21 protein-coding genes are annotated in these 21332 nt (G+C 68.6%); 15 read left to right on the top strand and 6 right to left on the bottom strand.

The features are described from left to right. Positions 1-33 precede the first annotated feature (33 nt). Both ABD017_RS10745 and ABD017_RS10740 read left to right on the top strand, forming a co-directional pair. Entirely contained in the window at positions 34-360 is a 327-nt protein-coding gene (locus tag ABD017_RS10745; protein WP_343882751.1) for a DUF1161 domain-containing protein, read from the top strand. Between the two features lie 79 nt (positions 361-439). Next, the gene (locus tag ABD017_RS10740; protein ID WP_343882750.1) at positions 440-1690 is read left to right on the top strand and encodes a TIGR03862 family flavoprotein; all 1251 of its coding nucleotides are present in this window, start codon (positions 440-442) and stop codon (positions 1688-1690) included. Between the two features lie 57 nt (positions 1691-1747). Here ABD017_RS10740 and ABD017_RS10735 read toward each other — a convergent pair whose 3' ends face one another. Then, positions 1748-2392, bottom strand: a complete 645-nt coding sequence (locus tag ABD017_RS10735) for a Vgb family protein (protein ID WP_343882749.1) — start codon at positions 2390-2392, stop codon at positions 1748-1750. A gap of 9 nt (positions 2393-2401) precedes the next feature. After that, positions 2402-3622: a helix-turn-helix domain-containing protein gene (locus ABD017_RS10730; protein WP_343882748.1), complete on the bottom strand. Its 1221-nt coding sequence runs from the start codon at positions 3620-3622 to the stop codon at positions 2402-2404. 113 nt (positions 3623-3735) lie between these two features. Here ABD017_RS10730 and ABD017_RS10725 point away from each other — a divergent pair, with 113 nt between their 5' ends. Further along, positions 3736-4500 (top strand): DUF899 domain-containing protein, encoded by a 765-nt coding sequence (locus ABD017_RS10725; protein WP_343882747.1) that lies wholly within the window; start codon positions 3736-3738, stop codon positions 4498-4500. Then, complete coding sequence (locus ABD017_RS10720) at positions 4478-5338, top strand: copper chaperone (RefSeq protein WP_343882746.1); 861 nt, start codon at positions 4478-4480, stop codon at positions 5336-5338. Before ABD017_RS10725 ends, ABD017_RS10720 begins: the two co-directional genes overlap by 23 nt. A gap of 35 nt (positions 5339-5373) precedes the next feature. Here the strand turns inward: ABD017_RS10720 and dbpA are convergent, their stop codons facing one another. Beyond that, a complete protein-coding gene (dbpA, locus tag ABD017_RS10715; protein WP_343882745.1) occupies positions 5374-6753 on the bottom strand; it encodes an ATP-dependent RNA helicase DbpA in 1380 nt (459 codons plus the stop codon). A 223-nt stretch (positions 6754-6976) separates the two neighbouring features. On the opposite strand from dbpA, the gene folB reads away from it, so the two are divergent. Beyond that, on the top strand, positions 6977-7336 hold the full coding sequence (gene folB, locus ABD017_RS10710) for a dihydroneopterin aldolase (RefSeq protein WP_343882744.1): 360 nt from the start codon (positions 6977-6979) through the stop codon (positions 7334-7336). After that, positions 7336-7824: a 2-amino-4-hydroxy-6-hydroxymethyldihydropteridine diphosphokinase gene (folK, locus tag ABD017_RS10705; protein WP_343882743.1), complete on the top strand. Its 489-nt coding sequence runs from the start codon at positions 7336-7338 to the stop codon at positions 7822-7824. The genes folB and folK overlap by 1 nt, the downstream gene beginning before the upstream one ends. A 7-nt stretch (positions 7825-7831) precedes the next feature. On the opposite strand, the gene putA is transcribed toward folK, so the two are convergent. Next, the gene (gene putA / locus ABD017_RS10700; RefSeq protein WP_343883094.1) at positions 7832-11008 is read right to left on the bottom strand and encodes a bifunctional proline dehydrogenase/L-glutamate gamma-semialdehyde dehydrogenase PutA; all 3177 of its coding nucleotides are present in this window, start codon (positions 11006-11008) and stop codon (positions 7832-7834) included. Positions 11009-11345: 337 nt separating this feature from the next. Here putA and ABD017_RS10695 point away from each other — a divergent pair, with 337 nt between their 5' ends. The 5 genes from ABD017_RS10695 (at position 11346) to ABD017_RS10675 (ending at position 15609) form a co-directional block, all read left to right on the top strand. Beyond that, positions 11346-11786 (top strand): DUF2244 domain-containing protein, encoded by a 441-nt coding sequence (locus tag ABD017_RS10695; protein ID WP_343883093.1) that lies wholly within the window; start codon positions 11346-11348, stop codon positions 11784-11786. A 20-nt stretch (positions 11787-11806) separates the two neighbouring features. Then, positions 11807-12742, top strand: coding sequence for a cytochrome c oxidase subunit II (gene coxB / locus ABD017_RS10690; RefSeq protein WP_343882742.1), 936 nt, complete (start codon positions 11807-11809; stop codon positions 12740-12742). A 70-nt stretch (positions 12743-12812) separates the two neighbouring features. Then, positions 12813-14429 (top strand): cytochrome c oxidase subunit I, encoded by a 1617-nt coding sequence (gene ctaD / locus ABD017_RS10685; RefSeq protein ID WP_343882741.1) that lies wholly within the window; start codon positions 12813-12815, stop codon positions 14427-14429. 53 nt (positions 14430-14482) lie between these two features. Then, the gene (locus ABD017_RS10680; RefSeq protein WP_343882740.1) at positions 14483-14608 is read left to right on the top strand and encodes a hypothetical protein; all 126 of its coding nucleotides are present in this window, start codon (positions 14483-14485) and stop codon (positions 14606-14608) included. Positions 14609-14721: 113 nt separating this feature from the next. Further along, a complete protein-coding gene (locus tag ABD017_RS10675) occupies positions 14722-15609 on the top strand; it encodes a cytochrome c oxidase subunit 3 (RefSeq protein WP_343882739.1) in 888 nt (295 codons plus the stop codon). A gap of 153 nt (positions 15610-15762) precedes the next feature. Here the strand turns inward: ABD017_RS10675 and ABD017_RS10670 are convergent, their stop codons facing one another. Beyond that, positions 15763-15978 carry a twin transmembrane helix small protein gene (locus ABD017_RS10670; RefSeq protein WP_343882738.1) on the bottom strand — a complete coding sequence of 72 codons (216 nt, stop codon included), beginning with the start codon at positions 15976-15978 and terminating at the stop codon, positions 15763-15765. Between the two features lie 59 nt (positions 15979-16037). Here ABD017_RS10670 and ABD017_RS10665 point away from each other — a divergent pair, with 59 nt between their 5' ends. From ABD017_RS10665 to cyoE, 4 genes are all read left to right on the top strand, one after another. Next, a complete protein-coding gene (locus tag ABD017_RS10665; protein WP_343882737.1) occupies positions 16038-16766 on the top strand; it encodes an SURF1 family protein in 729 nt (242 codons plus the stop codon). 13 nt (positions 16767-16779) lie between these two features. Then, entirely contained in the window at positions 16780-17364 is a 585-nt protein-coding gene (locus tag ABD017_RS10660; protein ID WP_343882736.1) for a hypothetical protein, read from the top strand. Next, entirely contained in the window at positions 17364-18539 is a 1176-nt protein-coding gene (locus ABD017_RS10655; RefSeq protein ID WP_343882735.1) for a COX15/CtaA family protein, read from the top strand. Before ABD017_RS10660 ends, ABD017_RS10655 begins: the two co-directional genes overlap by 1 nt. A gap of 63 nt (positions 18540-18602) precedes the next feature. Continuing rightward, positions 18603-19514, top strand: coding sequence for a heme o synthase (gene cyoE, locus ABD017_RS10650; RefSeq protein ID WP_425543716.1), 912 nt, complete (start codon positions 18603-18605; stop codon positions 19512-19514). A 23-nt stretch (positions 19515-19537) separates the two neighbouring features. Here cyoE and ABD017_RS10645 read toward each other — a convergent pair whose 3' ends face one another. Then, on the bottom strand, positions 19538-21133 hold the full coding sequence (locus ABD017_RS10645; RefSeq protein ID WP_343882733.1) for a tetratricopeptide repeat-containing sulfotransferase family protein: 1596 nt from the start codon (positions 21131-21133) through the stop codon (positions 19538-19540). Positions 21134-21332: the final 199 nt, after the last annotated feature.

Below are 21332 nucleotides of genomic sequence, written 5' to 3'. Positions count from 1 at the left end.
TGATGCGCGGACATATCATCCCTGGAGGGCACCATGAACATGCGTATCGGACTGGGAATCCTGGCGCTGGCGCTGCTGCCGCTGCTCGCGCACGCCTCCTGCGACAGCGTGAAGGCAAACATCGACGCCAGGATCAAGGCCAACGGCGTGGCCGACTACACGCTCGCGGTCGTGCCCGCGGGCCAGGAGCCGGCGTCGGGCAAGGTGGTCGGGCATTGTGAGGGCGACCAGCAGATCGTCTACACGCGCGGCGCCGCCGCATCGAGCATGGGCGACAGCGCGGCCAAGCCGGCGATGCCGATGAACGACGGCAACGCCAGCGACAGCGAGCCGTCGCCGTCGTCCACCGCGGGCCATTGATCCGGGAGCTGCGCCCATCGCGGTGCGCCAGGGCTGACCGCGCCGAAGACGTGGAGGGCCGTCGTGCGACCATGGCCGCATGACGCAACAAAAAACTCCCCCGCGCCTGGCCATCATCGGCGGCGGCCCCGCCGGATTGATGGCGGCCGAGGCCGCCGTCGCCGCCGGCGTGGCGGTCGACGTGTACGACGCGATGGGCTCGGTCGGACGCAAGTTCCTGCTCGCCGGCAAGGGCGGCCTCAACCTCACCCACGGCGAACCGCGGGCCGACTTCGTGCGGCGCTACGGCGAACGCCAGCAGGCCGTGGCGGCGTGGATGGCGGCGTTCGATGCCGACGCCCTGCGCGCCTGGGCGCGCACGCTGGGCGTGGAAACCTTCGTGGGCAGTTCCGGCCGCGTGTTCCCGCGCGACATGAAGGCCGCGCCCCTGCTGCGCGCGTGGCTGCGCCGGCTGCGCGAATCGGGCGTGCGTTTTCACATGCATCATCGCTGGCTGGGCGGCGATGTCCGCGACGCGCTGCGCTTCGCCACGCCCGCCGGCAAGCGTGACGTGCAAGCCGATGCCGTGCTGCTGGCGCTGGGTGGTGCCAGCTGGCCGCGGCTGGGTTCCGATGGCGCCTGGGTCGACGCGCTGCAACGTCTCGGCGCCGCGGTGGCGCCGCTGCAACCGGCCAACGGCGGTTTCGACGTGCGCTGGAGCGAGCATCTCGTGCAGCGTTTTGCCGGCGCGCCGTTGAAGCCGGTGGTGGCGCACTGGCGCGATCGCGCCGGGCAGGATCACGCCCGCCAGGGCGAATGCGTGATCAGCGAATACGGCATCGAGGGCAGCCTCATCTACGCCATTGGCGCCGAACTGCGCGAGCAACTGGCCACGCGCGGCGAGGCCACGCTGAGGCTGGACCTGGTGCCCGGCTACAGCGAGCGCGTGCTGGCCGAACGCCTGGCCGCACCGCGCGGCAAGCACAGCATCGGCGACTGGCTGCGGCGGCGGGCGGGGCTGGATGGCGCCAAGGCGGCCCTGGTGTTCGAGTTGACCGACAAGCCCACGCTGGCCGATCCGGTGGCGCTGGCGGCGCAGCTGAAGGCGCTGCCGCTGCGCCTGTGCGCGCCGCGCCCGCTGGCCGAAACCATCAGCACCGCCGGCGGCGTGCGCCTGGAATCGCTGGACGATGCCCTGATGCTGCGCAGCCGCCCCGGCGTCTTCTGCGCCGGCGAAATGCTGGATTGGGAAGCCCCCACCGGCGGCTACCTGCTGACCGCCTGCTTCGCCAGCGGCGTGGTCGCCGGGCGCGGGGCCGCGCAGTGGCTGCGCGCCGGGGTGCACGGCTGAAGCCGGCATGCCGCCGAACCGATCGCCAACCCGCCCGCACCCAAGCGCCTGCCGACGCTAGTTGCGCGGGCTACCCGCCGGCCGGCTGACTGCGCGCACCTTGCCGCTGTTGCCGCCGCCACAGAAAAAGCGGTCGCCGCAGGCCTCCAGACCGGAGACGCCCACGCCGGCGGGCATGGTCAGCCGCTCCAGCACCGTGCCGCTTTCGGGATCGATCCGCCGCAGCTCGCTTTCGTCACCTTCCCAGGTGCCGTGCCAGAGTTCGCCGTCGAGCCAGGTGACGCCGGTGACGAAGCGGTTGGACGCGATGGTGCGCAGGATCGCGCCCGTCGACGGATCGACCTGGTGGATCGTGCGCTCCCGGTACTGGCCTACCCAGAGCGTGCCTTCGGCCCATGCCAAGCCCGAGTCGGCGCCGCCACCGGGCGCCGGGATGGTGCCCAGCACGCGGCCGCTGCGCGGATCGATCTTGCGGATGCGATCCTCGGCGATCTGGTACAGGTGCTGGCCGTCGAACGCCGTGCCCGCGTGGGCCGGCGTATCGATCGACCGCTGCGTCTCGCCGCTGGCGGGGTCCAGCGCCTGCAGCCGGTCGCCGCTGGCAAACCACACCTGCTGGCCGTCGTGGGTGACACCGTGCACGGCATCGGTGTCGGGAAAAGGGCCGTATTCACGGATGATGGTGGCGGGTGCGGTAGTCATGCCGCGATCCTAGTCAATCGGCAGGGCCGAGGGGAGTAACAAGGCCGTCGCGAATCCCGGCATCGGCGCGGCCATCCAGCGCCGTGACCGGCCACGCCCGACCGGCTGCACCTTGCCGCTGGCCGCCAGCGCCTCGAGCGCGCGCTGCATGGTGCGCTGGCTGCTGCCCAGCGCCAGCGCCAGGGCGGAGCTGGACCACGATTCGCCGTCGGCAAGCAGCGCCAGCACCGTCGCGTGCGCTTCCTCGACGGGCAGCGCCAGCACCACCACCTCGCCGGAGTGGTGCGGACGCAGGATGAAGCCGCGCCCGGTGGCGTGCACGTCCGCCAACGGGCGCAGCGCCCGGCGCAGCCGCCCGATTTCCACCCGCAGCCGCGCGCGGTGCGATTCGTCGGCCAGCTTCAGCCGGAACGCGCGCGCCACCAGCGCGTCGCGCGCCACGTCGTGCGGCCAGGCCTCGGCCAGCGCCCGGACCAGCGCAAACAGCACTGGCCGCGTCGCCAGCGACACCACCGTGTCCGCGTGACGCACGGCAAGACGGCAGGCGTCCACCACCAGCGTGGGCGAAGCCAGCAACGCTTCCACGTCCCGCGGCAGCAACCGTTGCTCCCGGTCGCGTGAAAGCAGGCGCGCGGCCGGCGTGTCCAGCACCTGCAGCGCGCTTTCGACCTCGGCCGAGAGTGCGGGGATGCCGGCACGGCCGGACGCCTGTGCCGCCCGCTGCAGGGCAACGCGTGCCTCGCCGCTGCGCAGGCGGCGCAGCGCGATGCCGGCGACGGCCAGTTCATAGACCGCCCTCGAGGCTGGGGGGAACGGCGTGGGATCGAGATCGGCCAGCGCGCGCTCGGCCTCGTCCAGCCGCCCGATCAGCAGCAGGCGCCGGATCGCCAGGTGCCGGGCGTGCGCCACGTTCAGGCGATCCCCGTGGGCCTCCAGGGTGGCCCGTGCCGCGTCGAGCGCCTTCGCCGGCCAGCCCAGGTCGCGCGAGGCCAGTGCGATCTCGGCCTCGGCCACGACGCATCGGGCGCGGGCCAGCGCCTCTTTCGCACCGAAGGCGCGTGCCGCGCGGCGCAGGAGCGCCTTCGCCCGTGCCAGGTCGCCGAGCTGCGCCATGGCGATGCCGCGCAGCGCCAGCGCGGGTGCGTCCTCGCGCAGGGCCACGCGGTTCAGTGCGCCAAACGGATCGCCCGCGGCAAGCGCCCGCGCTGCGGCGGTGATCAGCGAATCCATCCGAATCCCGCCACGCTTGTCACTCCCACTCGTCGGGTTGGCCGTTCCAGTCTATGTCACCACCCCCGCCCACTGGCATCGGCGAACGATGCCACCGACGACTGGAGAGAGACATGCCCACGCATCACACCGGAACCCGCGACGAATGGCTGGCCGCGCGCATCGCCTTGCTGGAGGCGGAGAAGGCGCACGTGCGCCGCGGCGACGAACTGGCGCGACAGCGACAGGCGCTGCCGTGGGTACGGGTGGACAAGGCCTATCGCTTCGACACCGACGAGGGCCCGGCCACGCTGGCGGATCTGTTCCGCGGCTGCTCGCAGCTGCTGATCTACCACTTCATGTTCGGGCCCGACTACAGCGCTGGCTGCCCATCCTGCTCGGCCATTGCCGACGGGCTCGATGGCAACGCCGTCCACCTGGCCAACCACGACGTGATGGTGTCGGCGGTGTCGCGGGCGCCGCTGGCAAAACTGCGCGCCTACAGGCGGCGAATGGGCTGGACGTTTCCCTGGGCTTCATCGGCCGACAGTGATTTCAACTTCGACTTCAACACCTCGTTCACCGAACAGCAGCAACGCCACGACGCGGTGGACTACAACTACCAGCGCGGCGGTCACGCCATGGACCGCACGCCGCCACTCGAACCGGTGGCGCAGTTTGCCGCCACCTGCGGCACCGACGCGCTGACCTACGCCCGCGACCGGCCCGGGCTCAGCGCGTTCGTGATCGAGGACGGCGTGGTCTACCACACGTATTCCACCTACGCGCGCGGCCTGGACGGCCTGTGGGGCATGTACCAGTGGCTCGATCGGGCGCCCCGCGGCCGCAACGAGAGCGGCATCTGGTGGCGCCGCCATGACGAGTACGCCACGGCCTGACGCCGCCATCGCGATCGCCGCCACTGGCGCGGTGGGCCGCGACCGGTCGGTGGGCGGGCAAGTGTCACGGCGCTGTTTCGAGGCCGGCTCGCTGGCGCTGCTGCTTACCTGCGCCATGGCCACTGTGGACTGGTGCGCCGACATGGCGGCCATGGGCGAGCTGCCGATGCCCGGCGGCTGGTCGCTGTCGATGATGTGGACGCCGATGTGCGGGCGCGCCTGGGCGGATCTCGCCGCGTCGTTCATCGGCATGTGGACCGTGATGATGATGGCGATGATGCTGCCCGCGCTGTTGCCGGCCTGGTGGCGCTACCGCCAGGCCGGCTGCGCTGCCGGCGCGCGATGTCCCGGCTGGCTGGCGGTCCAGTGGGGCGTGGGCTATTTCCTGGTGTGGGCGGCGCTGGGCGCGGCGGTGTTCGTGGCGGGCGCCGCGCTGGCGGCAAGCGCACTGCGATTGCCCATGCTGGCGCGCGCCGCACCATTGGCCGGCGCGGTGGTGGTGCTTGGCGCCGGCGCGTTGCAGTGCTCGGCATGGAAGGCGCGCCGCCTGGCCCGGTGCCGGGCGCGGCCCGGGCCAATCGGGCGTGGGTCGATGGTCAGCCTTGCCGCCTGGCGATCCGGCCTGCGCTTGGGGCTCCACTGCGCCGGCAGCTGTGCGGGCCTGATGGCGGGGCTGCTGGTGGCTGGCGTCATGGACCTGGGCGCCATGATCCTGCTGACTGCGGCTGTCGGCGCCGAGCGCCTCGCGCCGCCGGACTTGCGCGCCGAGCGCGTGGTCGGTGCCATCGCCATCGCGGCGGGGCTGATGATGCTCGCCGCCGCCATCGGTGCGGACTGAAGCAAGCAACACGATCGCCCGGTTCGGGCCGATGCTCAGCCCAGCGCGCGCACCCGGAAATTCCGCCCCTTGATCCGGCCCGCGCGCAGCCGCTCAAGCGCCTTGTTCGCCAGCGCGCGGGTGATCGCCACGTAGGCGCGGGTGGCGAACACGTCGATCTTGCCGATGTCCTTCGCGTTCAGTCCCGCCTCGCCGGTGAGCGCGCCCAGGATGTCGCCGGGGCGCAGCTTGTCCTGGCGGCCGGCGTCGATCACCAGGGTTTTCATCGGTGCCAGGTGCAGGGTCTTGCCGCGCGACGGCGCGACTTTCAGCGGACGCCACGGCAGCGGCGCGCCGCCGAGTTCCTCGATGTTGGCGGCTTTCGGCCGCTCGCGCGGCGTGCACAGCGTGATCGCCAGGCCTGCCTGGCCGGCGCGACCGGTGCGGCCGATGCGGTGGGTGTGGGTTTCCGGATCGTGGGCAATGTCGTAGCTGACCACCAGCGGCAGCGCCGCGATGTCCAGCCCGCGGGCGGCCACGTCGGTGGCCACCAGCACGGCACAGCTGTGGTTGGCGAAGCGCACCAGCACCTCGTCGCGGTCGCGCTGCTCCATGTCGCCGTGCAGGGCCAGCGCGGAGAAGCCGCGGCGGTCCAGTTCCTGCGCCACCGCATCCACCTCGCGGCGCATGTTGCAGAACACCAGCGCCTGCCCGGCGTGCGCGGCGCCCAGCAATTGGGTCAGCGCGTCGATCTTCTGCGCCGGCTCCACTTCGTGGAAGCGCTGCTCGATCGCTGGCTTCTCATCCGCGGGCGCATCCACCGTCACCTCGACCGGATCGGTCTGCACGCGCTGGCTCACCGCGCGGATTTCCTCGGGGTAGGTGGCCGAGAACAACAAGGTCTGATGATGCTTCGCGATGCGCCCGATGATGTCGTCGATGGCATCGGTGAAGCCCATGTCCAGCATGCGGTCGGCCTCGTCCAGTACCAGTACCTTGATGCCGCCGCCGTGCAGGCTTTGCCGTTTCAGGTGTTCCTGCACGCGGCCGGGCGTGCCCACCACGATGTGCGGATCGTGCGTCAGCGAGGCCAGTTGCGGACCCAGCGGCATGCCGCCGCACAGGGTCAGCAGCTTCACGTTGGGGATGTTGGCGGCAAGCCGGCGGATCGCCTTGCTGACCTGGTCGGCCAGCTCGCGGGTGGGGCACAGCACCAGCGCCTGCAGCCGGATCGTGTCCACGTCGACCGCCTGCAGCAGGCCCAGCCCGAACGCCGCGGTCTTGCCGCTGCCCGTCTGTGCCTGGGCGATCACGTCGCGGCCGGCCAGCATCGGCGGCAGGCTCTGCGCCTGCACCGGGGTCATGTCGGCGTAGCCGAGCGCTTCGACGCTGGCGAGCAGGGCGGGTTTGAGCGGGAGCGAGCTGAAGGAAGTCATGCGCGCATGATCGCATCTATGCCGCGCGCTCGTAGCGTGTACGGCTGGCGGCCCTTCGACTCCGCTGCGCTACGCTCAGGGTGATCGGCGAGTAGCGGCGCAGCCCAACCACCGTTCTCCCTGAGCGTAGCGCAGCGGAGTCGAAGGGCCACGCATCGCCACGCTTGCATCCATCCGCGCGCTGACCGACCCTGTGCGGCTGTCGTCATCAGTGATTACCGCCATGGATATCGTTTTCATCGAGGACCTGCGCGTCGATGCCGTCATCGGCATCTACGACTGGGAGCGGCGCGTGCGCCAGACGCTGTCGCTGGACGTGGAGATGGCGTTCGACAACACCGTGCCCGCGGCCGACGACGACATTGTCAAGACGCTCAACTACAAGGACGTGTCCAAGCGCCTCAGCGCCTACGTGGGCGAATCCAGCTTTGGCCTGGTGGAGACGCTGGCCGAGCGCTGCGCGGCGATCATCCGCGAGGAGTTCGGCGTGAGCTGGGTGCGGCTGAAGTTGTCCAAGCCCGGCGCGGTGCGCGGCGCGCATGCGGTGGGCGTGCGGATCGAACGCGGCGAGCGGCCCGCTTGATGGCACGTGTCTACCTGAGCCTGGGCTCCAACATCGAGCCACGCCGCTACCTGCCCGCCGCATTGGCGGAACTGCGGCAGGCGTTTGGCGACATCACCGTGTCGCCGGCGTACCGCAGCCGTTCGGTGGGTTTCGACGGCGCGGATTTCGTGAACCTGGCGGTGGGGCTGGATACACCGCTGTCGCCGGCCGCGCTGAACGACTGGCTGCACGCGCTGGAGGATCGCCACGGCCGCCGCCGCGATGGCCCGCGCTACTCCGACCGCACGCTGGACCTGGATATCGTGTTCTACGACGCGCTGGTCATCGACGGCCCGGGCCATCTGCAACTGCCGCGCAAGGAGCTGAGGCATGCGTTCGTACTGCGCCCGATCGCCGACATCGCACCGGATTTCCGCCACCCGATCAGCGGCCAGCGCATGGCCGAGCTGTGGGCCGCGTTTCCGGCCGAGCGCGAGCCGCTGACGCCGGAACGGCTGCCGGATTGATGCCCGCTTATTCCCCGATGGTCAGTAGCGACGCGTTGCCGCCAGCGGCCGTGGTGTTGATGGTCAGCGTGCGTTCGGTGGCGAAGCGCAGCAGGTAATGCGGGCCGCCCGCTTTGGGGCCGGTGCCGGAAAGGTTCTCGCCGCCGAACGGCTGCACGCCCACAACCGCGCCGATCTGGTTGCGGTTGACGTAGCAGTTGCCCACGCGGGTGTGCGTGGCCAGGTAGTCGACGGTGTCGTCGATGCGGCTGTGGATGCCCAGGGTGAGGCCGTAGCCGGCGGCGTTGATCTGCTCGACCACGCCGGCCAGGTCGTTGGCCTTCCAGCGGATCACGTGCAGCACCGGGCCGAAGATCTCCCGCTGCAGGACGTCGAGCGAGGCGATCTCGTAGGCGCGTGGCGCGAAGAAACTGCCGTGCTCCGTGCGCGCGGGGTCGAGCGTCACCTCGGCGATCTTCTTCGCCTCGCGATCCATCCGCGCGGCATGGTCGACCAGGATTTTCAGCGCATCCTCGTCGATCACCGGGCCCAGGTCGGTGGAGAGCAGGCCGGGGTCGCCCACCTGCAGCTCGGCCATCGCGCCGGCCAGCATCGCGATCACCTTGTCGGCGATGTCGTCCTGCACGAACAGCACGCGCGCGGCCGAACAACGCTGGCCGGCGGACTGGAACGCCGAGGCGATCACGTCCTTCACGATCTGCTCGGGCAACGCGGAGGAGTCGGCGATCATCGCGTTCTGGCCGCCGGTTTCGGCGATCAGCGCGGCGATCGGCGCGTTGCGCGCGGCCAGTGCGCGGTTGATCGCCCAGGCGGTATCGGTGGAACCGGTGAAGGCCACGCCGGCCACGCGCGGGTCCTTGGTCAGCGCCACGCCCACCACGGCGCCGTCGCCCGGCACGAACTGCAAGACATCGGCGGGCACGCCGGCCTCGTGCAGCAGCTTCACCGCCAGGTGGCCGATCAGGCTGGTCTGCTCGGCGGGCTTGGCGATCACCGCGTTGCCGGCGGCCAGCGCCGCGCTGACCTGGCCCAGGAAGATCGCCAGCGGGAAATTCCACGGGCTGATGCTGACGAACACGCCGCGGCCGTTGAGGAACAACTGGTTGCTTTCGCCGGTGGGGCCGGGCAGTTGCTCCGGCTGGCCGAACAGGCGCCGCGCCATGGCGGCGTAGTAGCGCAGGAAATCGGCCGCCTCGCGGATTTCGGCGATCGCATCGGGCAGGTTCTTGCCCGCCTCGCGCACGCACAGCGCGATGAACTCGCCCCGACGCGCTTCCAGCAGGTCGGCGGCGTGCTCCAGGATGGCGGCGCGGCTGGCGGCCGGCAGGCGATCCCAGCCCGGCTGCGCGGCCAGCGCATTCTTCAAGGCGATGTCCACCGTGGCGGCATCGGCACTGACGTAGCTGCCCACGCGCTGGCGGCGGTCGGCCGGGTTGGTTACCGGCACGGTCACGTTGCCGGCGGCAGCGCCGGGCACCAGCGGCTCGGCCGTCCACGGGCCGGCGTGCGCGTTGACCGCCTCGGCCATCGCCTTCAATTCGTTGTCGTTGGAAAAGTTGACGCCCATGGAATTCTTCCTGGAGACAGCGTTTGGATTCGGCGCAAGCGCCGTGCTCTCGGCGTAGAGGTTCACCGGCAGCGGGATGCGCGGATGCGGGATCGAGGCGAACGCGCGCACCGTCTCGCACGGGTCGGCCACCAGCTCGCGCACCGGCACGCTCTCGTCCACCACGCGGTTGACGAAACTGGTGTTGGCGCCGTTCTCCAGCAGGCGGCGCACCAGGTAGGGCAGCAGATCCTCGTGCGTGCCTACCGGCGCGTACACGCGGCAGGGCACGTTGAGGTTGTCCGGCCCGATCACCTCGGCGTACAGGTCGGTGCCCATGCCGTGCAGGCGCTGGTATTCGAACGCGCGGCCCTGGGCGATGTGATGCACGGCGGCGATGGTGTGCGCGTTGTGGGTGGCGAACTGCGGATAGATCAGGTCGCTGCCGGCGTCGAACAGGCGCCGCGCGCAGGCCAGGTAGGACACGTCGGTGTTCGGCTTGCGCGTGTAGACGGGGTAGCCGGCCAGGCCGGTTTCCTGTGCGCGCTTGATCTCGGCATCCCAGTAGGCGCCCTTCACCAGGCGCACGTACCAGCGGCGGTTGGCGGCGCGCGCGGTCTCGATCAGCCAGTCGATCACGAACGGCGTGCGCTTGGCGTAGGCCTGCACCACGATCCCTAAGCCGTTCCAGCCTTCCAGCGACGGGTGCGCGAAGACGTCGCCGATGATGTCCAGCGACAGCTCCAGCCGATCGGCCTCCTCGGCATCCACCGACAGCGCGATGCCTTGCTTCATCGCCAGCTGCGACAGCTCCAGCAGTTTTTCGCCGAGCGCGCGACGGGCCAGCTCGCGCCTGGCCACTTCGTAGCGCGGGTACAGCGCCGACAGCTTCACCGAGATCGACGGCGCATCGGTGTGGTTGGCGAACGGGCCGCGCGCGCCGATGGCGGTGATGGCGCGGCGGTAGTCCTCCTGGTAACGCTCGGCGGTTTCCGCGGTGATCGCCGATTCGCCCAGCATGTCGTAGGAATAGCGGTAGCGCGCGTTTTCCTTCTTCGCGCAACGGTCCAGCGCTTCGTCGATGGTGCGTCCCATCACGAACTGATGGCCCATGATGCGCATGGCCTGGCGCACCGCCAGGCGGATCGCCGGCTCGCCCGCGCGACCCACCAGCCGCCGCAGCGAGCCGGCGAAATCGTGGCGGGTGTCCTCGCTCAGGTTCACCAGCCGGCCGGTCAGCATCAATCCCCAGGTGGAGGCGTTGACGAACAGCGACTCGCTCTGGCCCAGATGCTTCTTCCAGTCGGCGTCGCCCAGCTTGTCGCGGATCAGCTTGTCGGCGGTGCCCTTGTCCGGGATGCGCAGCAAGGCCTCGGCCACGCACATCAGCAGCACGCCTTCCTCGGAGGAGAGGTCGTACTGGCGCATGAAGGATTCGATCGCGCTCTGGTCATTCGATCGCGCACGCACGCGCGTGACCAGGCCGGCGGCCACGTCGATCACCTGCTCGCGTTCGACCGGCGGCAACGTGGCTTGCGCCAGCAGGTCGTTCACCGCTTCGGTTTCGTCGCGCAGCCAGGCGGCGGTGATGCGCGCGCGGGCGGGCTCGACAGCCTCCGGCAGTTCGGGGCTGAGGATGGGTCGTGCAGGGGGAGGGAGGTTCACGGAAGGACCGCAGGTTCGCTGGGGAAATCGCCGGGGTGGGGCGGGAATCGGCGGGATTGTACGCCGCGGCATGTCGACCCGGACCCCTGCCAAAAGGGGGGGTATGGCACGGCGTCGTGCGCGCGTCCGGCCAGCCGCGGCAGGCGTTGACGGCGCCGCGCGATGGGCCGCGTTTCGGGCTGATCCAGGTCAGCAGGGTGCGACATTCTTGCCCACTGCCTCGCCGGGGCCTATCATTCCGTCGTTCCAGGCGCGCCGGATGTTCATGATCGTGCTTCGACCAAATGCCGCCGGGCTGCCGTGCGTGACGATGTGGCTTCGACCCAATCGCATGCTGAGCCGGAGGGGTCTGGTTCGGCTCATCATGATCCTGGTGGCGCTGGCGCTGATGACGGCGGGGCTTGGTGCGTGGCAGGGGAATGTATTCGCCCCGTTGTTCGCCGTGATCGAATCGGTCGCCGTGGCCTGCGCGTTGAGCGTGGCCTGGCGTGCCGGCGATCGGGGCGAGCGCATCACCATCGACGAAGCGTCGCTGGAGGTGCAGTCGCTGCCGGGCCGGCGCTGCATGCGGTTCCAGTCCTACTGGGTGCGCGTGTTGTTGGAGCCGGGCGACGGACGCCAGCGGCTGCTGCTGACATCGCATGGAAACGCGTTGGAAATCGGGGCGTTCCTGGCGGAACAGGAGCGCGTCGAGCTGTCGAAGAAACTCATGGTGTTGCTGTCCGCCATCCGCGGCCAGCGGCGCAGGTAGGTACAACAAAGGTGCAAGACATGACATCTGGCAGCATCCGGCATCACGGCATCAGGCGGGCATTCACCACGCTGACCATTGGCGCGCTCGCGTTGTTCGGTGGCGCCGCCCAGGCCAATCCGCACTCCTGGCAGTTGAACCTCACGCGCGGCGCGAGCACCTGGTCGCCGGTGCCGTACCACTTGAACAACATCTCGCTGGCCGTGTGCACGGTGATCGGCCTGCTGGTGTTCAGCGCGATGTTCATCGCCATGTTCCGTTTCCGCAAATCGCGCGGCGCGGTGGCCGAGAAGTGGTCGCACAACACCATGGTCGAGGTCATCTGGACCACCATCCCGGTGCTGATCCTGATCACGCTGGCCTGGCTGGCCACCGCCGGCGTCACCTCGTGGGCCGACACCACCGGTTCGCAGATGACGGTCAAGGTCACCGGCTACCAGTGGAAATGGCGCTACGACTACGTCGACTACCTGGGCAAGCCGGTCAACAAGGTCGGCTTCATGTCCAAGCTGGACCAGCAGAGCGACGACACCCGCCAGCTCGACTCGGGCATGGACCCCTACGCGGTCAAGGTCGGTGACGAGAACACCTACCTGCTCAACGTCGACAAGCCGCTGGTGGTGCCGGCCGACACCAAGATCCGTTTCGTCATCACCAGTGGCGACGTGATCCACTCCTGGTGGGTGCCGGCAACCGGCTGGAAGATCGACGCGATCCCCGGCATCGTCAACTCGGCGTGGGCCAACTTCACCACGCCGGGCACCTACCGCGGCCAGTGTGCCGAGCTCTGCGGCCAGGACCACGGCTTCATGCCGATCGTGGTGGTGGTCAAGTCCAAGGCGGATTTCGCCACCTGGCTGGCCGGGCAGGAAGCCGCTTCCGGCGCGCCGGCAGCGGCGCCGCAGACCGCGCAGGCGGCCGCACCCGCGCCGGTACCCGCTGGCGGGCAGGGCTGATCGCCCACGTTCTTTTCGCCCAGGCAGTTTCGCAGTCGCATTCAATATTTCAGGTTAGAGGTGCACGGCCATGTCCTACGCAGCCACCCATGATCAGCACGACGATCACCACGGCGCGCCGAAAAGTTTCTTCCAGCGTTGGTGCATGTCCACCAACCACAAGGACATCGGCACGCTGTACCTGATCTTCGCGCTGGTGATGTTCTTCATCGGCGGCAGCTTCGCCATGCTGATCCGTGCCGAGCTGTTCAAGCCCGGCCTGCAGCTGATGCAGCCGTACTTCTTCAACGAGCTGACCACCATGCACGCGCTGGTGATGATCTTCGGCGCGATCATGCCGGCCTTCGTGGGCCTGGGTAACTGGATGATCCCGTTGATGGTGGGCGCGCCGGACATGGCGCTGCCGCGCATGAACAACCTCTCGTTCTGGATCCTGCCGTTCGCGTTCCTGCTGATGCTGTCCACCCTGTTCCTGCCCGGCGGTGGCCCGGCCGGCGGCTGGACGATGTATCCGCCGCTGTCGCTGCAGAGCAATTCGCTGGCCTACGTGGTGTTCGCCATCCACCTGATGGGCATCAGCTCGATCATGGGCGCGATCAACATCATCGCCACCATCCTCAACATGCGCGCGCCCGGCATGGACCTGATGAAGATGCCGGTGTTCGTGTGGAGCTGGCTGATCACCGCCTTCCTGCTGATCGCCGTGATGCCGGCGCTGGCTGGCGCGGTGACGATGCTGCTCACCGACAAGTATTTCGGCACCAACTTCTTCAACCCGGGCGGCGGCGGCGACCCGGTGCTGTACCAGCACATCTTCTGGTTCTTCGGTCATCCCGAGGTCTACATCATGATCCTGCCGGCATTCGGGATCATCTCGGAGATCGTGCCGACCTTCGCCCGCAAGCCCATCTTCGGCTACAAGGCGATGGTGTTCGCGATCGCCTGCATCGCGTTCCTGTCGTTCATCGTGTGGGCGCACCACATGTTCGCGGTGGGCCTGCCGCTGGGCGCCGAAATCTTCTTCATGTACGCCACCATGCTGATCTCGGTGCCGACCGGCGTGAAGGTGTTCAACTGGGTCGCTACCATGTGGGGCGGTTCGATGACGTTCGAGACGCCGATGCTGTTCTCGATCGCCTTCATCATCCTGTTCACCATCGGCGGCTTCTCCGGCCTGATGATGGCCCTGGTACCGGCCGACTTCCAGTATCACGACACCTACTTCATCGTGGCGCACTTCCACTACGTGCTGGTGACCGGCGCGCTGTTCGCGATCATTGCCGCCGCGTACTACTGGATGCCGAAGTGGACCGGCAACATGTACAGCGAGTTCTGGGGCAAGGTGCACTTCTGGTGCTCCGTGGTGTTCGTCAACGTGCTGTTCTTCCCGCAGCACTTCCTGGGCCTGGCGGGCATGCCGCGCCGCATCCCCGACTACAACGTGGCGTTCGCCAACTTCAACATGATCAGCTCGATCGGCGGCTTCCTGTTCGGCGCCTCGCAGCTGATCTTCATCGGCGTGCTGATCCATTGCGCGTTCTTCTCGAAGAAGAAGGCCACCGACCGCGTGTGGGAAGGCGCCAAGGGGCTGGAGTGGACCGTGCCGTCGCCGGCGCCGTACCACACCTTCGAGTTGCCGCCGGTGATCCATGACGACGAGCTGGCGCACGGCCACGTGAACGACTGATGCCTGCGCACCCTTGCGCCTGGCGGCGGCAAGGGTGCAGGGAGCCGACGAACATGACCGATCATCAACAGGACGACGACGCCAGCCGCAAGGGTGTAAAGCGCACCGTGAAGATACTTCTCGTCATCGTGCTGGTGTTTTTCGCGCTGTCGTTCGTGCAGATCCTGCTGATGAAGTAGCGGTTGCGGTTGTACAAGTTTTCCTTTCAACCGGTCGGTTCGTGACCGGCATGCAGTTCCCCGGGCGGCACGACGGGGCAAAAGTCATCAAGAGAAATCCACGGGGTCTCACCATGGGTCAGCAGCACGACGCGTATTTCGTTCCGACCAAGAGCCAGTGGCCGATAGTGGCCGCGCTGGTCATGTTCATCACCGTGTTCGGTGCCGCGCACTGGTTGAACGCCGGCCCCGGTGAAGCCGGCTTCGGCAAGGGCGTGCTGACCATCGGCGTGATCGGCATCATCGGCATGTTCTTCGGCTGGTTCCGTTCGGTGATCAACGAATCGCTGGCCGGCAGCTACAACGCCCAGGTGGACACCTCGTTCCGCATGGGCATGATGTGGTTCATCTTTTCCGAGGTGATGTTCTTCGGGGCCTTTTTCGGCGCCTTGTTCTACGTGCGCATGTATTCGCTGCCCTGGCTCGGCGGCCATGGCCACGGCGTGCTGACCCACCAGTTCCTGTGGAGCGACTACGTCGCGTCGTGGGGCGCCAATGGCGGTGGCGGTCCGGAGCAGGCCGGCGGCGCCTTCCGCACCGTGCCGGCGTGGGGCCTGCCGCTGCTCAACACCCTGCTGCTGCTCGCCTCCAGCGTCACCGTCACGATTGCCCACCACGCGCTGCGCGCGGGTCAGCGCGGCAAGATCCTGGTCTTCCTTGGCCTCACCGTGCTGCTCGGCGCCACGTTCCTTTACTTCCAGGCCCACGAGTACATGGAGGCCTACAACGAACTGAACCTCACCCTGCGCAGCGGCGTCTACGGTGCCACCTTCTTCATGCTCACCGGCTTCCACGGCCTGCACGTGACGCTGGGCACGATCATGCTGCTGGTGATCTGGTTCCGCGTGCTGAAGGGCCATTTCGACAAGGATCACCACTTCGGTTTCGAGGCGGTGGCGTGGTACTGGCATTTCGTCGACGTGGTCTGGCTGTGCCTGTTCCTGTTCGTCTACATCCTCTGACGACAGCGCCGCCTCACGAAAAAACCCGCCATCCGGCGGGTTTTTTTTGGGGCCGCCGCTTCGGCATGTACTGCAGGTGCGAGCGGCGGATGCGGCATCGAGACTTGCGCGGAATGTCGCGCGCGGCGCGCGGGCGGCGCCGGGGCAGTACAATCAGCCGCCGACATCGTGCGGCTGCAGCCATCCCATCCAGATGCCGAAGGCGACCATGCCGATCAGCAGGATCGACAGGCCGATGCGCCGGGTCAGCGCCCACACCGTGCGCTTGTCGTCGTCCTTGTCGGTCATCATGAAGTACAGCGCCTGGCCGAGGCTGAAAATCACTACCAGCAGCATCACCACCAGCGCATATTTGTAGATGGTTTCCACGTGATTGATCCGAGGGAAGTCGACATCGCCAGTATAACCGCCGCCGGTGGGCGCCCCGCATGATGCGGTTGCGCCGTCCGCCCTGGTGGGCGCTGCTGCTGACCGCCGCCGGAGCGGCGCTGTTCGTGTATCTGGGCGTGTGGCAGCTGCATCGGGCCGACTACAAGGAGGCCCTTCTGCGGCGCTATGCCGCATCGGTTTCGGCCGTGCCGCAGGACTTTGCCGGCGTCGCCATGCGGCCTCCGGCCGACATGTTTCCGCGCGTGCGCGTGCGTGGTCATTACCTGCTCGATCGCATCTACCTGCTGGACAATCCGCACCACGATCATCGCGGCGGGGTCGAGGTGTTCGTGCCGTTCGCGGTCGAGGGGGAAACCAGCCTGCTGCTGGTCGATGCGGGTTTCCTGCATGCCGGCACCCGCGGCACCACGCCGGCGCTGCCGCCACTGCCGAAGGCGGAAACGACGCTGCAGGGTCTGTACGTGCCGCCGCCACCGGTCGGTTTCGAGATGGGTGGCAATGCGCTGGCGCGGCAGACACGCTGGCCGAAGGAAAGCATTTTTCTCGACCCGACCGAACTCGCCGCCGACCTGGGCCGCCCGCTGTTTCCGCGCGTACTGGCGCTGGATGCCGATCCCGCATCCGGCTACATCCGCCAGCATTCGCTCGAACTTTCGATGACGCCCGCGCGCCACCGCGCGTATGCGTTCCAGTGGTTTTCGTTCGCGCTGGCGGCGGCGGCGATCCTGCTGGTGTTGAATCGCGACAAGCGCCACCGCTCCCCTTGAATGTGCCCGACCCATGACTGAAACCCGCTCCCCTTCGCCCCCTCTGTCGCGCAAGCGAAGCCGCCTGTACCTGGTGCTGATCGCACTGGTGTTTGCCGCGCCCATGCTGGTGGCCGGCCTGCTGACGCTGGCGGGCTGGCAGCCCGGCACCAAGGGCAATGGCGAGCCCATCGTGCCGCAGCGGAATTTCGTGGCGGAGAAGCTCGACGTGCAACTGGCCGACGGTCACCCGTACGCGTGGCGCGACAGCAAACCGCGGCTGACCCTGGTGGCGCTGCCCGGCCCCGATTGCGCGGCGCAGTGCTTCGAACTCCTCACCGGCCTGGCCAAGGCGCGGTTGATGCTCAACCGCAACCAGTCGCGCCTGCGCCTGCTCTATCTCGGGACGCCGCCCGCCGACCCTCAGCGCCGCGCGGCAATGCAGCCGTTCTGGCTGGTGGGCAGCGACGTGGACGGCAAGCTGGCAAGCTTCCGCCCGAGTGCGCCGGACAGCCTCAGCGTGATCCTGGTGGAATCCAATGGCACGGCGCTGTCGTACTACCCGGCCGGCTTCGACGGCCCCGGCCTGGCGCGTGACCTGCAGAAGGTGATCAAGTGATGTCGTTGCGAATGAAGCGATGGTTGCGTTGGCTGGCCGCGTTTGCGGCCTTGTTCGCGTTCGGGCTGGTGATGTTCGGCGCCTTCGTGCGGCTGTCCAACGCCGGGCTGTCGTGCCCGGACTGGCCGACCTGTTATGGCCAGGTCACCTGGCCGCAGCATGCCCAGGCCGTGGCGCATGCCGACGCCAGCTTTCCCGATCGCCCCTACGAGGCGCACAAGGCCTGGCGCGAACAGGTGCACCGCTTTCTTGCCGGCACGCTCGGCGTGATGGTGCTGGTGCTGGCCTTGCTGGCCAGCTGGCGGCGTCGCCGTGCGCTGGCGGCGGTGGTAGCCGGCGCCGTGTTCGCGGCCGTCGGGGTGGGCATGTACATGCACGGCGAGCACCTGTGGTCGTCGGCGCTGGCGGCCTGCGCCATCGCCCTGCCGCTGTTCGCGTCGCTGGGGCTGAACCGGCCGGGCGCATGGAAGATCAGCGTGCTGGTGCTGGCGGTGATCATCTTCCAGGCCATGCTGGGCATGTGGACGGTGACGCTGCTGCTGAAGCCGGTGGTAGTGACCAGCCATCTGCTGGGCGGCATGACCACGTTCGGCCTGCTGGCCTGGGCGGCGCTGCGCTTTGCCGGCGTGGGTGCGGCGGATTACGGCCTGGCCAGCCTGCGCAAGCTGGTGGTGATCGGCGTGGTGTTGCTGGCCTGCCAGATCGCGCTGGGCGGCTGGACCTCGGCGAACTATGCGGCGCTGGCCTGCGGCTACGGCCCGGGCTCGTTCCCCAAGTGCCTGGGCCAGTGGATGCCGGCGACGGATTTCAAGCAGGGCTTCATCCTGTGGCGCGGCATTGGCGTCAATTACGAGGGCGGCGTGCTGGACCTGCCGGCGCGCAGCGCGATCCAGATCGCGCACCGGCTGGGCGCGCTGGTGGTGTTCTGCTACCTGGCCTGGCTGTCGTTCAAGGCCTGGGCGAGGGGGCTGCGCGGGTTCGGCATCGCGATCGCGGTGGCCCTGGTCTGCCAGGTCCTGCTGGGCATCAGCAACGTGCACTTCGGCCTGCCGCTGCCGGTGGCGACCGCGCACAATGGCATGGCGGCGCTGCTGCTGTTTGCCCTGCTGGCCACGCTGGCGCGCACCCAGCCCCGGGTGACGATCGCGGCCGACGTACCGGCGCGTGGCGGATGAACCACCGCGCGCCATGCCGGTGGCTGCGCCAGGCATTACACTAGGCAGTCGCCCGTCGCCGAGTTGCCCGTGAAGCTGTCCCTCTCCCAGTACCTGCAACTGACCAAGCCGCGCATCGTGGCGCTGCTGGTGTTCTGTGCGGTGATCGGCATGTTCCTGGCCGTGCCCGGCCTGCCGTCGTGGCGCGCGCTGGTGTTCGGCACGCTGGGCATCTGGCTGGCGTCCTCGTCGGCGGCGGCATTCAACCAGCTGATCGACCAGCGCATCGACAAGGTGATGGTGCGCACCGCGCACCGGCCCCTGGCCACCGGCAACCTCAACCCGCGCCAGGTGTTCGTCTTCGCGATGGTGCTGGGCATCGCCTCGATGGTGGTGCTGGTGCTGCTGGTCAACACGCTGACCGCGGTGCTGACCTTCGCCGGCCTGATCGGCTATGCGGTGATCTACACCGCATTTCTCAAGCGCGCCACGCCGCAGAACATCGTGATCGGTGGCTTGGCCGGCGCGATCCCGCCGGTGCTGGGCTGGACGGCGGTCACCGGCTCGCTGCATCCGTATGCCCTGCAGCTGTGCCTGATCATCTTCGTGTGGACGCCGCCGCATTTCTGGGCGCTGGCGATCTTCCGGCGCGACGACTACTCGCGCGCGCAGGTGCCGATGCTGCCGGTGACCCACGGCGTGGTCTACACGCGCTGGCACATCCTGTTCTACACCGTGCTGCTGGTGCTGGTGACCTTGCTGCCGGCGTTGACCGGCATGAGCGGGCTGATCTACCTGGGCGGCGCGGCCGTGCTGGGCGCGGCCTTCCTGTATTACGCGGTGCGCCTGCTGAACCCGCCCGACGAGCGCTTCGCGATGAAGGTGTTCAGCTATTCCATCGTCTACCTGATGGCGCTGTTCGCGTTCCTGCTGGCCGACCACTGGCTGGTGGAGCCCATCATGCAGCAGGGGCAGATGCTGCAGCAGACGGTCTGATCGGCCGGCCGCGTTCACGGCGACTACCGGTCGCAATCGATCCCGGCCTCGGTCAGCAGGCGGCGCAATTCGCGCAGCTGTTCCTCGTACTTCGTCCAGCGCCGCATGGCGTCGCGGTGCATGGGCGCGCGCACCTGCACCGAGCTGGCCGTGGTCGACGGCGCCTGGTTGCGTTCGAAGTGCAGGCAGGCCTCGTTCCACGGCAGGTCGCAGTGGTCCAGCAACTGGCGCGTGCTGGCTTCCTGCGTGGTCACCAGGGTTTCGTAATCCACTTCCAGGATGCGACCGGGCAGGACGCGTTTCCAGTGCGCCATCAGGCGGTCGAACAACACGTAATAGCGGCCGGTGTCGAGCAGGTCGAAGGAGTAGCCGTGCAGGGGCGAGGTCTCCGAGAACGGCTCGCGGAAATTGCTGAGGCAGCTGTCCAGCGGATGGCGCCGCAGGCAGATGATGCGGGCATTCGGCAAGGCCCGGGCAATGAAGCCGGCATAGAGAAAATTGTGCGGCAGCTTGTCGACGAAGCGCGGTTTCATGCCGGTCGCCGGACGGGTGCTGGCGATATAGACCTCGCCCAGGGTTTCCCACGAGATGCCGCCGGCGCGGCGGATCACGTCCGGGCTCAGCATCACCGGCGAGTTGGCGCCCGAGAGGCGCTCCAGCGCGACCCCGAAGTTTTCCAGTTCGCCGGCGGCATGGACCTCCGGGTGGCTGGAGAGGATGCGTTCCACCAGGGTGGTGCCGGTGCGCGGCAGGCCCATCACGAAGATGGGCTCGTGCGACGGATGCCCCGCCGATGGCGGCTGCGGTTCGGGGAAAGCGTCGATCAGGGCATCCACGATGGCCTGGTCGCGGTCGATGCTGTAGCCGATGGCCGCCTTCACCGCGCGCTTGCCGGTCACGAGATGGTCGAAGGCCTTCGCGAAATCGCCCAGATCCTCGTACTCCTTGCTGAGCGCGACATGCGCATGCATCGAGGCCACCGGCTCGTCACCAACGTCCGCAAGCAGCGAGAGCAGCGTGTCGATGTGGTTGTGCGCCCGAGTCTGGTGGCGCAGGCGCGAGAGCGTGGCATGCGCGCGCCAATGCCCGGGTGCCAATGCCAGGCAGGCTTCCAGCTCGGTTTCGGCCTGGGCAATGTCGCCGGAAAAGATCAGCGAGGTGGCGTGGCTGTAGCGGCAGGCCGGGTTGTCCGGCGCCCGCGTGGCGGCCAGGCGAAACGCCGCCGCGGCCCGCTCGTGGGCGTGGCATTGCGTATACGTGGTGCCCAGGCTGTGCAGCAGCTGGGGATCGTCCGGTGCCAACCCGAAGGCGACGTTGGCCACCTGCAGCGCATCGCCGCTGCGGTGGGCCGCGGCCAGCGCCCGCGCGAAATGCACGGCGTAAGCGGCGTGCCGGGGCATCGCACTGGCCGCGCGGTGCAGGTGGTCCAGCGCCTCGGGCAGCCGGCGCAGCGCCAACGCGGCCATGCCGGCGATGTATCGCCCTTCCGGCTGGTCGGCATCCATCTGCAGCGCCTGCAGCGCACGCTCCCTCGCCCTGACCGGGTCACCCTGGTGCAGTGCGGTACGAGCTTCGACCAGCAACGGCGCGACAGGCGGCCGGGGTGCGGATGACGTCATGGGATTCCCGGGGGATGCGTGGTCGTGGCGGTGCATGGGGAGGGCGGCGCATCTTAGCAAACGGATCCGTGGCGACCGTTGGTCGGAGCGGCGAAACCACCGCGAAATGCATTGACAGCCGCACCACCCGGCACAACAATGCGCGCGCCCTCCGGCGCGCCCGCGCCGACGGGCATCCAGTCCTGACTGATCAAGGCCT

The sequence above is a fragment of the Rhodanobacter caeni genome (assembly GCF_039523575.1).
Lineage (GTDB): Bacteria > Pseudomonadota > Gammaproteobacteria > Xanthomonadales > Rhodanobacteraceae > Rhodanobacter > Rhodanobacter caeni.
This window is presented reverse-complemented; position numbering and strand designations above follow the sequence as displayed.